Origin of the sequence: Pseudomonas asgharzadehiana, from assembly GCF_019139815.1 — a bacterium.
GTDB lineage: Bacteria > Pseudomonadota > Gammaproteobacteria > Pseudomonadales > Pseudomonadaceae > Aquipseudomonas > Aquipseudomonas asgharzadehiana.
On the sequence record NZ_CP077079.1, the window covers coordinates 5000230 to 5013655 of the forward strand.

11 protein-coding genes are annotated in these 13426 nt (G+C 63.3%); 10 read left to right on the plus strand and 1 reads right to left on the minus strand.

Annotated elements, in window-relative coordinates; translation table 11 throughout:
• Positions 1–38: 38 nt before the first annotated feature.
• Complete coding sequence (gene nadA / locus KSS96_RS22700) at positions 39–1097, minus strand: quinolinate synthase NadA (RefSeq protein WP_017529197.1); 1059 nt, start codon at positions 1095–1097, stop codon at positions 39–41.
• A 324-nt stretch (positions 1098–1421) separates the two neighbouring features.
• Between nadA and KSS96_RS22705 the strand changes: the two genes are divergently transcribed.
• Genes KSS96_RS22705 through KSS96_RS22750 form a run of 10 tightly spaced genes read left to right on the plus strand, consistent with a single transcriptional unit; the run spans position 1422 to position 13419 of the window.
• Positions 1422–1991, plus strand: a complete 570-nt coding sequence (locus tag KSS96_RS22705; protein WP_026067366.1) for an acyl carrier protein — start codon at positions 1422–1424, stop codon at positions 1989–1991.
• Positions 1992–2001: 10 nt separating this feature from the next.
• A complete protein-coding gene (locus tag KSS96_RS22710; RefSeq protein WP_217855336.1) occupies positions 2002–3276 on the plus strand; it encodes a beta-ketoacyl-[acyl-carrier-protein] synthase family protein in 1275 nt (424 codons plus the stop codon).
• Between the two features lies 1 nt (position 3277).
• Positions 3278–4345, plus strand: a complete 1068-nt coding sequence (locus KSS96_RS22715; protein ID WP_065876963.1) for a beta-ketoacyl-[acyl-carrier-protein] synthase family protein — start codon at positions 3278–3280, stop codon at positions 4343–4345.
• Positions 4342–5640, plus strand: a complete 1299-nt coding sequence (locus tag KSS96_RS22720) for a beta-ketoacyl-[acyl-carrier-protein] synthase family protein (protein ID WP_068937277.1) — start codon at positions 4342–4344, stop codon at positions 5638–5640. Before KSS96_RS22715 ends, KSS96_RS22720 begins: the two co-directional genes overlap by 4 nt.
• Complete coding sequence (locus KSS96_RS22725; protein WP_065876964.1) at positions 5637–6848, plus strand: beta-ketoacyl synthase N-terminal-like domain-containing protein; 1212 nt, start codon at positions 5637–5639, stop codon at positions 6846–6848. Before KSS96_RS22720 ends, KSS96_RS22725 begins: the two co-directional genes overlap by 4 nt.
• A gap of 42 nt (positions 6849–6890) precedes the next feature.
• A complete protein-coding gene (locus KSS96_RS22730) occupies positions 6891–9758 on the plus strand; it encodes an aminotransferase class III-fold pyridoxal phosphate-dependent enzyme (RefSeq protein ID WP_217855337.1) in 2868 nt (955 codons plus the stop codon).
• A gap of 9 nt (positions 9759–9767) precedes the next feature.
• Positions 9768–10505, plus strand: a complete 738-nt coding sequence (locus tag KSS96_RS22735) for a 3-oxoacyl-ACP reductase family protein (RefSeq protein ID WP_017529204.1) — start codon at positions 9768–9770, stop codon at positions 10503–10505.
• Positions 10502–11266, plus strand: a complete 765-nt coding sequence (locus tag KSS96_RS22740) for an SDR family NAD(P)-dependent oxidoreductase (protein ID WP_017529205.1) — start codon at positions 10502–10504, stop codon at positions 11264–11266. The genes KSS96_RS22735 and KSS96_RS22740 overlap by 4 nt, the downstream gene beginning before the upstream one ends.
• A 2-nt stretch (positions 11267–11268) precedes the next feature.
• Positions 11269–12552: a DUF1302 family protein gene (locus KSS96_RS22745; protein WP_065876966.1), complete on the plus strand. Its 1284-nt coding sequence runs from the start codon at positions 11269–11271 to the stop codon at positions 12550–12552.
• A gap of 36 nt (positions 12553–12588) precedes the next feature.
• The gene (locus KSS96_RS22750; protein ID WP_017529207.1) at positions 12589–13419 is read left to right on the plus strand and encodes an outer membrane lipoprotein-sorting protein; all 831 of its coding nucleotides are present in this window, start codon (positions 12589–12591) and stop codon (positions 13417–13419) included.
• Positions 13420–13426: the final 7 nt, after the last annotated feature.

Sequence of the window (13426 nt, forward strand, 5' to 3'; positions counted from 1 at the left end):
TGCACCCCTCCCACCGGTTTGACCGAGCCCGTTTCGGCTCAGGCGTTGCCGGCCAGCTTCAGACGTGCGGCCTGGGTAAAGTCCAGCATGCGCTTGAGCGGCCGCACGGCATGCGGGATCACCGACGGTTCGACGAAGATCTCATTGCTGCCCTCACGCAGGCACTGCAACGTGCGCTCCAGCGTGTTCATCGCCATCCACGGGCAATGCGCGCAACTGCGGCACGCAGCACCGTTGCCCGCCGTAGGCGCTTCCACGAAAACCTTGTCCGGGCAGAGCTGCTGCATCTTGTAGAAGATGCCGCGGTCGGTCGCCACGATGAAGGTCTTGTTCGGTAAGCGTTGCGCCGCAGCGATCAACTGGCTGGTGGAGCCCACCGCATCGGCGAGCTCGATCACCGAGGTCGGGGATTCGGGATGCACCAGAATGGCCGCATCCGGGTACAGCGCCTTCATGTCTTCCAACTGCTTGGACTTGAACTCTTCGTGCACGATGCACGCACCGTCCCACAGCAACATGTCGGCACCGGTCTGGCGCTGGATATAAGTGCCCAGGTGTTTGTCCGGGCCCCAGATGATGGTCTCGCCGTTGTCCATCAGGCTTTCGACGATTTCCAGCGCGCAGCTGGAGGTCACCACCCAGTCGGCCCGGGCTTTGACCGCAGCCGAGGTGTTGGCGTAGACCACCACGGTGCGCTCGGGATGCTGGTCGCAGAATGCCGAAAACTCATCCACCGGGCAGCCCAGGTCCAGCGAGCACGTGGCTTCCAGAGTGGGCATGAGGATGCGTTTGTCGGGTGTGAGGATCTTGGCGGTCTCACCCATGAAACGCACGCCGGCGACCAGTACGGTCTTGGCCGGGTGGGCGGCGCCGAAGCGGGCCATTTCCAGGGAGTCGGAGACACAGCCGCCGGTTTCTTCGGCCAGGGCCTGAATCACCGGGTCGCAATAGAAGTGGGCCACCAGCACCGCGTCCTGAGCCTTGAGCTCGGCGGCGATGGCGGCGCGCAGGCTCGCCTCTTCGTCGGCGCTGAGGGCCTTGGGCTGCTTGGCGTCGAGATGGGCTTGAACCAGTAGGCGTTCGGAAATGTGCGTCATATTCGCAAGACCTGCAGGCGCAGTTGCGCGAAAGTCGAGTTTACCACCGGCTCTGGAGCCCTTCGGGCGCCGCCGGACGAAGTGATCGTGTTCATCAAGCACGGGTAAAGGTGAAGCTGCGCAAGGCTACAGAATATCGAATGGATTCAAAAGCCTAATCTGGCCATGACACCTGCTCCTGCTCAGCAAAAAAAAATAATGGCACATTGACTCTCCCCCTCGCAGGAGGGTTTACGCTCCCCCGCCTTCAAAAACACCTCAAGCAAATCCCGTCAGGGTCACTGCTCACACCCCTCTCATTTACGCGTTATAGGGACATAACCTTTGAACAATCCACTGGACTTGGACAGCGTCATTACCACCACCCGCGAAATCCTCGCACAGCTACTGGTGATGGATGCCGCCGATGTAAATGAGCACAGCAGCATCGTGGAAGACCTGAGTGCCGACTCGCTGGATATCGTCGACCTGAGTTTTCAGCTCGGCCGCCACTACGGCTGCACGCTGCCCAAGACCAGCGTACTCGACCATGCGGTCGCGGTGTTTGGCGATGTCAGCGGGCTGGTCGAGAAAGGCCGCATCACGCAGGCCGGCGTGGAGCTTCTGGAACACAGCCTGAGCGCGTTTACCCCCGGACAGTTGCGCAGCGGCATGCAGCCGGCGGATGTGTTCGCGGCCACGACCGTGCGCAACTGGGCCGAGCAGTGCTACCGCATGTTCAACTACTTGCCCGCGACCTGCCCCGAGTGTGCCGCCGACCAGGCCCGTCTCAATGAGCGTAGCCAAGTCGTGTGTTGCGGTTGCAGTGCGCGCTTGACGCCGATGGAGGGCGATGAAATTTCTCGCCACCTGGTGGAGCAATTTGCCGCGTCGCGTTTGCCGCAAGCGGTCTAGGAGTTTGCTCATGGGGCCGCGAGAGGTTTTAGTCACGGGCTACGGGCTGGTAGCCCCCACGGCACTGGATGCTGCAACGCTGTTTGCACACATCCGTGGCAAGCGTTCGTGTATCCGTCAACATCCGGTGTTTGCCGAACTGGGCTTCGCGGTGAGCGCCGCCGGTTATATCGACCACGCGCAGTGGCAGGCCATGGCCGCGCAGGTGGCGGTGGATGCTACAACGCTACCGCGCCAGAGCCTGCTCGCCGAGTTCGTCGCCCGGCAGGCGCTGCAGCAGGCAGGCCTGGTTGCCGCCGATTTTTCCCGCGTGGCCAGCGGCGTGTTCCTCGGCGCCAACAAGCATTGCGTGAGCCGTGACCTGCAAGAAGCCAGTCGCCATATGGACGCCACCGGCAGCGTCGACCTGGATCGCTACCTGGACAACCACACCCTGGTGGGTGGCCCATTCGCTCGGCGGATCGACCAGCAGACGGTCCACATCGCCCGCCTGCTCGGCATTCGCGACCATATCAGCACCCACTCCGACGCCTGCGCGGCCGGAACCATGGCGATCGGCAGCGCGTTTCGCGCCATCGCGCGCGGCGACATCGACGTGGCCATCTGCGGCGCCGTCGAGTTGATGGCCCACGAATTGTCCTACTACAGCTTCGACGGCCTGGGTGCGATTTGCCAGCGTGCCGACCTCGCACCCGAGCAACAGAGTCGCCCGTTCATGAATGACCGCTGCGGGTTCGTCCTCGGCGAAGGCGCGGCGATGCTCGTGCTCGAGTCCAGGGAACATGCCGAACGACGCAAGGCCCGCGCCCTCGGCCGGGTCTTGGGCTACGCCAATTATTGCGAAGCACAGAAGATCACCTCCAGCAGCCGCGATGGCAGCCACTACGCCCACTGCATGAACGCCGCCCTTGCCAGTGCCGGCCTGAGCCACGACGCCGTGGACCACGTCAATACCCATGGCACCTCGACCCAGGCGAACGATCGCAGTGAAGCACTGGCCATCGAGCGTGTGTTCGGCGCGGCCGCAAGCACGATGACGTTTACCGCCAACAAATCGGCGATTGGCCACTCGCTGGCGGCCAGCGGCGCCATCGAGGCGGTGTTGTCATTGATGACCCTGCAGCAAGGCGTGGCGTTGCCCACCCTTAACTATGACCCGGCAAATGCCGAGTTCCCTGAGTTGAACTTCCTGACCGAAGCACAGCAACAGCCCATCAAGGTGGTGCTGTCCAATTCGTTCGGTTTTGGTGGCGTCAACAGTTCGCTGGTGTTGGGAAACGCATGAGATGAACAGCCTTCAAGCAAAACCCGTCTACCTGGTCGCCGCATCCGTGTTCAACAGCGCCGGTAGTGAGTGCGCCGACTTACATGGCTCGGCGCCGGTCGCCCACGTGTTGGATTTCCCCCCAGGCCCGTTGGCCTATCCAGTGACCGTACCGCGTTTGCCGACCACGGTGTTCGACCGCAAGATTCAACGCAATGTCGAACCGCAGGGCGCCAGGCTGCTGTATTGCGCCGGTCGTATGGCCGGCCCGCTGAATAACTTGCACCTCGCCGGCGAGCGGGTTGCGCTGATGGCCGCCATTCCGGAAGTGGATGGCCCCAGCTCCTGTTGGGAGGCCGTGCAGGCCATCGCCGAACAACCGGATGCGCTGCTCGCGCAACTGTTTGCGCATACCCCGCCGCTGCATGCGCTGATGATGCTCAACAGCAGCGTCATGGCCTACGTGGCCGAAGCCCTGCATTGCCACGGCCCCATGGGCGGTTTCTGCTCACAGAGCAATGCCGGGATCGATGCGCTGATCGAAGCGGTTGAACAGATCGCCGGTGATCGTGCCGATGCGGGTGTCGTGGTCAGCAGTAGCCCGAACCTCTCGCCTGCGCTGTATCTGCGCGACAGCACACAAAGCCCGCCTCAGGCAGACGCGAGCCTTTACGGCGAAGGCGCGGCAGCGCTGTTGCTGACCTCGCGCCCACCGGCAAACGGCACACATGCATTGCGCATTGCCGGGTTCGCCCGTGGCTACAGCGCCTCGCCCGAACGGTCGAGCGCCGTGGCGCAGCGAGTCGTCCAGCAAACATTAGCCAGGGAAAAACTCGGCATGCGCGACGTCGCACGGATTGTCGCCGCGCCAGGTACGCCGTTCCTGCCTCTTCTGTTCGCAGACACCCAGGCGATTTTCCACAGCAGCCGGCATATGACTGGCGACTTGGGGGCCAGCGCCTTGCTGACCGAAATCGCCCTGGCGCTTCACGATCACGCCGATGGCTACACCCTGCTGCTCGATCACAGCCGCGCAGGCCATTGGGGCGCCGTATTACTGGCCAACGAAACCACGGAGAAACAGGCATGAGCCCACCAAGGATTGTGATAACCGGCATGGGTGCCGTGACCGGCTTCGGTTTCGAATGGCAATCGATGTGGGCGCAGATGCTGCGCGGGGAGCACTGCATCCGCCCCTGGCAACCCGAAGGCGTGGCGGACGGGACGTTCCCGGTACGCTATGCGGCCGCCGTGGACAGCCGCCTGCTGCCCGACTACCTGCAAGGCCATCGCGCCTGGCAAATGCCCCTGGAAAAACGCAGCCGATTGGGTTGGGTGGCGGCCAGCCAAGCCATTACCGACAGTGGCCTGACCCGCGAGCAACTGCGCGATGCCGCGGTACTGTGTGCGTCCGGCGCCCCGGCCCACAGCATCCAAGACATGCTGCTCACCGTCTCCAGCGAGCGGGATGCGCCACCGGCGTGGCGCCATTTGATGGCCAGGGTCGACCAGGTCGATGCGGACCACTCGCTGCGCCAGAGCAACGACCGCCTGGCGCGGGTGATTGCCGATGACATCGGTTGCGAAGGCCCGGTGGTCAATATCAGCAGCGCCTGCGCGGGGGCCTCCCAGGCCATCGGCAATGCCTTCCAGATGATCCGCCGGGGTGAAGTCGAGGTCGCTATCGCCGGCGGCGCCGATTCGGTGCTGAGCCTGGACACCATGACCGCGCTGTACCTGTTGGGTGCCGCGAGCAGCGAACAACGCTGGGGCACCGGGCTTTGCCGGCCATTTGATCGCCACCGTAGCGGCCTGGTGGCCGGCGAAGGCGGCGGCTTTGTAGTGCTCGAAACCCTGGAGCGCGCCCTCGCCCGTGGCGCCGTGCCCTATGCCGAAGTGCTGGGTTTTGGCAGCAGCCTGGACGGCTACAAAGTCACTGCGCCCGACCCGCAGGGCCGGGGCGCCGCCCTCGCGATGCAGACCGCCCTGGACGACGCCGGCATCCGCCCGCAACAGGTGGACCTGATCAATGCCCACGGCACCTCCACCCCGCTCAACGATGCGGCCGAAACCCTCGCCATCAAGTCAGTGTTCGCCCAAGGCGAGCACTATCGACGGCTGGCGGTCAGCGCCAACAAATCCCAGTTCGGCCACTTGATCGCAGCCGCCGGCGCGCCCGAGTTGATCGTCACAGCACTGGCCTGCAAGCACGACCGGATTACCCCGACCCTCAACCTGCACGATGCCGCCGACGACTGCGACCTGGATTACTGCGCCCATCAAACGGTGAACCGCCGCGTCGATGTGGCACTGAGCAACTCATTCGGTTTTGGCGGGCTCAATACCTGCCTGGTGCTGGGTAAATACCAGGAGCACGCACAATGAGCGGCGTACCCATCGCGATCGCCGGCAGCGGCTGCGTACTGGCCAGCGGTTGGGGCGTGGATGCGTTCTGGTCGGCGGCCTGCGAGTCGCGCAGCGGGATCAAGCCGCTGCGCTCGTTGCAGTTTCACAGTGAACGGGTCACAGCCTTCGGCCAGGTCCACTATGACGACCACCAACGCAGCCGTCAGGACCTTGCCCAAAACCTGCAACGTTACTGCACGCCCGCCGTCATCTGGGGCGTCAGCGCGGTACGCCAGGCATTGGCCGAGGCCAATCTGAACCCAGGCACCGACGACCTGACCTACGGTCTTTATTGCTGCCAGGGCGGGTATACCCATCCGTCGCTGGCGTCCTACGGCGAGTTGCTCCACGACTGTCGTCAAGCCGAAGGCGCCGACATGCGCCACCTGGCCCGACGCATCTTGCAGGAGCGGGCGCAGGACCCGTTCCTGGTGCTCAAAGGCCTGAGCAACATTCTGTTGGGCGTGACCAGCCTGGCGCTCAAGCTTGAATGCGAATGCAACGCCTACATGCAGGGCGTCAGCGGCAACCTCGCGGCATTGCGTGAGGCCTGCGCCGCCTTGCAGAGCGGGCGCATCGACGTGGCCATCATCGTCGGCGCGGGCAGCGAACTCGATGCATTGGCACTCAGCGCTCTGGTGCAGGCCGGCACGATCAGCGCCGACGGCGCCCACACCCTGCTGCCTTTCGATGCGCAAGGCACTGGCGGTATCGCCGGCGAAGGCGCGGCGGCCTTGGTGTTGCGCCGGCGCGTAGAGCTTGGCGATGAAGCCCAGGTATGCCTGCAAACAATGACCGCCGATGTGGCGGTCGAAGCGTTGAACCTGCCTGACCGGCAAGCCGATTTGCTGGTGTGCGGCGCTACCGGCCAGCCCGACAAAGACCGGCGGTTGAGCCACACCCTGGCCCGAACCGGCGCCGCCCACATTACCAGCGGCGTGGCGGTAACCGGCCTGCTCAGCGCGGCCCCCAGCCTGGCGGACCTGATCCTCGCCCGCTGCGCCCTGCGCGCCCAGTGCGTGCCGCCGATTGCCGGGTTGCGCCAACCGGTGGCCGCGGACCTGCCCTTTGCGATGGGGGCCGCCCATTCGACAAAACTCGTCGACTGCCTGGTCCTCAACCAGGACGACAACGGTTTCAGTGCTTGTTACCACTTGACCTACAGCGAGCGGGCCGACAACGCCTGACGTTCTTGACGACACCCTCCTCTTTTAAAGGACATGGATGTAATGGATTACCGTGATTTTGTGCGCCCCAAGTTTGTCGACTTGCTCCAGGCCCTGGGGCTGGAGTGCGAGTTCCAGCGCGCGCTGGGCAGCCAATTGTTCTACCGCAACCGCCAGGGTGACGAAGTCACCGTCACCGATTTTCTCGGCGGCTATGGCGCCGCCTTGTTCGGCCACAACGACCCAGGGTTTGTCGACCAACTCTGCACGTTGCTGCGCGCCGACGTGCCGTTTAACGCGCAGATGTCGATCCGCGGCACGGCCGGAACCTTGGGGCGTGCGCTGAGCGAAGCCTTCAACCGCGAATTGAAGAACAGCGAAGCGTACATTTCGACTTTTTCCAACAGCGGCGCCGAGGCGGTGGAAATTGCCGTCAAGCATGCCGAGTTTCGCCGCCAGAAAAACCTGCAACGCCGGTTCGACGAACTGGACTTCGACCTGGCGCAACTGAGCGCCAGCGACCGCGCCTACCGTGAAGTGGACATGGCCGACCTCGACCTGCCGGCGGGCCTGCTGCCCGCCCACCTGACCAGCGCCACGGTACGCCAGGTGGTTGAGGCCGTGCGCCAGCACAACCTCGCCGAGTTGCACATAGAGCCGGTGTTCGTCGCGTTGCGCGGCAGCTTCCACGGTAAGTTGGTCAACACGGTGCAACTGACGCATGGCCGGCAATATCGCCAGCCGTTCGCGCGCTTTGGCTTGAACGTGGAGTTCATCGACCCGCAGCAGCCCCACCAACTCCAGGAACTGCCGGCGCGCCACACCCGACATTGGCTGAGCGTGCAATGGAGCGCAGACCAACTGCTGGTCAAGCGCGATGCATTCAGCGCGATCACCGGCGTGCTGATGGAGCCGATCCAGGGGGAAGGCGGCATCATCGAGTTCCCGGCTGATTTTTACCGGGCGTTGCGCCGCCTGTGTAACGAGCAGCAATGCCCGCTGATCATCGACGAAGTGCAGTCGGGTTTCGGGCGTACGGGCACCTTCCTGGCCAGCAGTCATTTCAACCTGCAAGGCGATTACTACTGCCTGTCCAAGGCGCTGGGCGGCGGCTTGATGAAGATCGCGGCCACGGTGATCCGCAGCAGCCACTATGAAAAAGACTTCAGCTATATCCACAGCTCGACCTTCGCCGAAGACGACGCCTCGTGCCATATCGCCCTGGCGGCGCTCAATCGCCTGTTCGCCGATGACCATGCGATGCTCAAGGACGTGCACAACAAGGGCGAATACCTCAAGTCGTCATTGCTTGAATTGCAAGCGGCGTACCCCGAGGTCATCGCCGATGTCCGGGGCCGTGGCCTGTTGCTGGGCATTGAACTGCACGACCAAAGCGGCAACAGCTCACTGGTGCAGGCATCGGCCCAGTACAACGATGCGTTGGGTTACCTGATCGCCGGCTACCTGTTGCAGTTCCAAGCCCTGCGCGTGGCGCCTTCGGGCAGCAACTCCAACGTGATCCGCCTGGAACCGCCCGCATGCATCACCTTTGCGGAGATCGACGGGCTGATCGGCGCGTTGCAAACAGTCTGCGACATGCTGCAACGCGGGGACGCCTTCCCGCTGGCCGCCACCGTCTGCAGTGACTTGATCCCGGTGATCGCCCCGCGTGACACCGGCTTCCAGGTCGCCGCCGCTGCCCATGCCACACAGGACACGCCTATCGTCGCGCGCGTGGCCTTTATCAACCACTTGATCGATGCCGACATTCTCGGTGATGTCGACCCGTCCTTGAGCCAACTGAGCGCCGAGCAAAAGCGCGTGTTCATGCAACGCACCGCACCGGAGCGCCGTGCCGCGCCCGTGGGCCCCGTGGTGATTCGCTCGCAGTTGGGCATGGCGGTGGAGTTCACCTTGTACCCGCTGAGCATGGACTCCAATGCCATGGCGGACTACATCATCAGCGGCGACCTGGAGGTGATTCGCACAGAAGTCGGCAATCGCGTCCTCGACGCCCGCGCCGACGGCTACCGCGTCGCCGGATTGGGAATGTACACCTCCATCGTGACTAACAATTGCCAGGCCCTGAAAATCCCGGACATGGCGCTCACCTCCGGCAACGCCCTGACCATCGGCATGGGCCTGGAGGCCATCGAGCAAGGTTGCAAGCAACAGGGCCTGGCGCTGCATGCGCAAACGGCAGCCGTGGTCGGTGCGGCCGGTAACGTGGCGTCGACCTACGCCTCTTTGCTGTCCGTCGCCGTCGACCATTTGATCCTGATTGGCAGCGGTCGTGATGGCTCGGTACGCCGCCTGGAAAAAACCGCCCAACTGATCTACGCCGACGCTGCGCGCTCGATACTCAAGGGCACGGCCAACGACGACCTGCTGGCGCGGCGCCTGCTCCAGATCGACGGTATCCATGCATTGCTGCAGGAATACGGCAGCAGCCCGCAGTTGGGGTTGCAGGTCTCGCGCCTGGTGCAGGAGCGCCTGGGCGCCAACGCCTTCATCACCGTTACCGATGACCTGCAAGCCCTCAAGCGCGCACGCATCGTGCTGTGTGCGGCAAACGCGGCGCAGCCGTTTCTCGACGCCGGGCATTTTGCCGAACACAGCGTGATCTGCGACATCGCCGTGCCCTTGAACGTGGACCAAGCGATAAGCGCCCAGCGCAGCGACGTGCTGTACATGCATGGCGGCATTGTGCAGACGCCTTTCAACGATGGCCTGGCGCCGAATGTGCGGGCCTATCTGAAACAGGGCCAGTTGTATGCCTGCATGGCCGAGTCGGTGCTGATGGGGCTGGCGGGGATCACCAAGCATTACTCCTACGGCGACATCAGCCGCGAACAAGTGCAGCAGATCCGCGCCCTGGCGGCGATCCACGGTTTTGGCCTGGCGCAGTTCAAGACCCACAACTCACTCTAAGGAACGGCCATGAACCTCAAAACAGCGGTAGTCACCGGAGGCAGTCGCGGCATCGGCAAAGCGGTCGTCCTGGCACTGGCCGAGGCCGGTTACCAGGTTGCCTTCAGCTATGTGCGTGACGAAGCGGCGGCCCAGGCGGTGCGCGATGACGTCGAAAAGATGGGCCGCGCGTGTTTCACGGCGCAGTGCGATGTCGGCGACGCCCACAGCATCACGGCTTTTTTCGCACAGGTTGAACAGCGCTTCGAGCGCATAGACCTGCTGGTCAACAACGCTGGGATTACCCGCGATGGTCTGTTGGCGACACTCTCGGTCGAGGCGATCAGTGAAGTGATCCAGACCAACCTGATAGGCACCCTGCTCTGCTGCCGGCAGGTGATGCCCGGCATGATGCGCCAGCGCCAGGGTTGCATCATCAACTTGAGCTCGGTAGCCGCGCAAAAACCTGGCAAGGGTCAAAGCAGCTACGCCGCTGCCAAAGGCGGCGTGGAGGCGCTGACTCGCGCCCTGGCGGTGGAACTGGCGCCGCGCAATATCCGCGTCAACGCGGTAGCGCCGGGTATCGTCAGCACCGACATGACCGCCGCCTTGCTCGACCTCCACGCGCAAGAAGTGCAATCACGCCTGTTGATCAAGCGTTTTGCCTTGCCGGCTGACATCGCCGAGGCCGTGCTGTACCTGGCCGAGCGCGCAACGTATGTGACCGGTGAAGTACTGTCGGTCAACGGCGGGCTGAAAATGCCATGAATGCAACCCGAACGTTTTTGATTTCCGGCGCCGCCAACGGTATCGGTCGCGCGGTGGCGGAGCACTTCGCCAACGACCCGGCCCATCGCCTGATCCTGGTGGATCGTGACCTGGCGCAGTTGCAAAGCTGGGTGGGCGCCGGGGCGTTTGCCGCAAGCATCGAAACCCATGGCGTCGATATCGCCGACCTGGCCTGCGTGCAGGCCTTGTTCAACGACCTGTCGGCACGCCTGGGTTACATCGACGTGCTGGTCAACAGCGCCGGCGTGTGCAACGAGAATGAACCGGAGGACCTGGATAACTGGCACAAGGTGATTTCGGTCAATCTGAACGGCACCTTTTATGTCACCTCGTTGTGCCTGCCGCTGCTGGCGGATCGCGGGCGAATCATCAATTTGTCGTCGATCCTGGGCCGCATCGGCAAGGTTCGCAACACCGCTTACTGTGCCTCCAAGCACGGCATTATCGGCATGACCAAGGCACTGGCGTTGGACCTGGCGCCGCGCCGGATCACCGTGAACGCCATTTTACCGGCCTGGATCGATACGCCGATGCTGCAAGGCGAGCTGGCGACGCAAGCCGGCATTACCGGGATGAGCCAGGAGCAGATCCTGCGCAATGCCAAGAAAAAGCTGCCATTGCGCCGTTTCATCCAAGCCGACGAAGTCGCCGCCATGGTGGGTTACCTGGTCAGCCCCGCAGCCAGCGGGGTCACGGCGCAGAGCCTGATGATCGATGGCGGCGCCGGGTTGGGGATGTAGCCATGAACACAGCATTGCTCACGCGCAGCCTGCTGCTGGGCCTGGTCGCGCTGGCGCCGCAACTGGCCGGCGCGGACCTGCTGCCGGCGCATGCCGATGCGGAAGTGGGCCTGGCCAGCGCATTGCGCTTGCACGGTGATGACCCGGTCACGCAGAAGGCGGTGTATTTCAAGGCCAATCTGGAAGACAACTGGGACAGCGGTTACTACAAGGCCAAGGGCCGGGTTCGCTACGACGCACGCTATGACGGGCATACCCCCTATAGCCAGGCGGCACGCGAGGACTATCGCTTCAGTGCCGACTGGCGCCACCTGTACTGGGGCCATTACCTGGGTGACGGTGAGGTCACGGTGGGCTGGCAGCAAGTGGTGTGGGGGCGCGCCGATGAGTTGCGGGTGCTGGACCAGGTCAACCCCATCGACTATCGCGAAGGGGTGACGGCCTTGCTCGAAGACAGCCGCATCGCCGTGCCGATGGTGCGCCTGACCCAACCCGTGGGCGAGTGGGAAGTGGAAGCCTTGTGGATCACCGACTTCCTGAAAAACCAGGCGCCGGCCACGGGCAGCGAATTCGACGCGCCGCTGTTCGCCGCACCGGCCCCGGACACGTTCGTGGTCGGCTCAAAGCCCGACTACAGCGGGCAGAAGGGATTTTCGTATGGGTTGAGCGCCAACGGCCGGATCGGCGCGGTAGACGCCAGTTTTGTCGCCCTCAATGCACGCCAGCAAGACCCGGTGTATGCGGTCGAGGGCATCGCCGACGACCAGCGCGTGATCCTCGAGCGCCAGTTCCCTCGCTACAGCATGGGCGGCGCCGGCCTGGCGATCGACGCCGGCCACAGTATCGTGGTGCGCAGCGAGGTGGCTTACTTCGATCGCTGGCACGTCACCAACCCCTACCGCGCCCAGGGCAGCAGCCAGAGCCCGATGATCAAGTCGTTGCTGGGGGTGGACTACCTGCTGCGCAACTGGCTGATCTCGGTGCAATGGCAAGAGCAGCAATTGCTGGACTGGCAGGCCGGCATGGTGCAGGACAAACGCCAGCCGTTGTTCACCTTGTCCGCCGAGGGCACCCACCTGCGTGACCGGCTCAAATCCAGGCTGGTGCTGGCAATGTCCCCGCCGGCCAAAGACGACGCCTTGCTGCAAGGCATTTTCACCTACACCCCCGTGGACTGGCTGAAGCTGGGGCTGGAGGTGGATGTGTTTTTTGGCAAACAAGACCGCACGTTTGGCCAATACAGCCAACGCGACCAACTGCGCGTGTCGGCCGGTTATTTGTTCTGACCTTCGATAAAACCACTTAAAGAAAAGGAAATTTCTATGTTGCCGCCCCTCAAGGTCCTGACCACCAGCCTGCTGATGTTCACCAGCACGCTTGCGCTGGCCGCGCCGAACGCCGACGACATCATTCGCCAGGCCCGCGACCGCAATGACGGCAAGAGTTTTATGTCGCAGGTCTCGTTGATCCTGCTCGACAAGCAAGGCAACAGCCGTGTGCGCGAGTTCAGCTACCTGCAAAAGGATTACGCGGACAGTGACAAATTCACCATGTACTTCTCGGCGCCCAACGATGTGCGCAACGTGGCCTTCCACATCGAAAACCCCCACGAAGCCCTGAATGCCGAAGACAGCCAGTGGATGTATTTGCCGGTCAGCCGTCAGACCCGCCGGATCTCGACCACCGACAAGCGCGGCGCGTTTATGGGCAGTGATTACTCCTACGCAGACCTGGACAAGATCCGCGCCGAGGACTACCGCCAGACGCTGGTGGGCGAAGAGACCCTGGGCGGGCGCGAATGCTACGTCATCGAACGCACCCCGGTGTCCGCGCAGATTCTGGCCAAGACCGGCTACAACCAGCTCAAGGTGTGGATCGACAAGCAGAACAAGCTGGTCATGCGCCAGGATTTCTTCGACGTCAAAGGCGTGATGTTCAAGCAGATGCGTACGCTCAGAGTCGAGACCGTCGACCACATCGACAGCATCACCCTCAGCGAGACCGAAGACTTCATCGCCGGCACCCGCTCCCAGCTGCGCTTCAACCAGTTGCAATACAACGTTGAACTGGACGACTGGCTGTTCAACCAGACCGCGATCAAGCGCGGCCTCAAAACCGGTGACCTGCCGGAATTTGCCGTCTCCGCCCGCTGACTCCTGC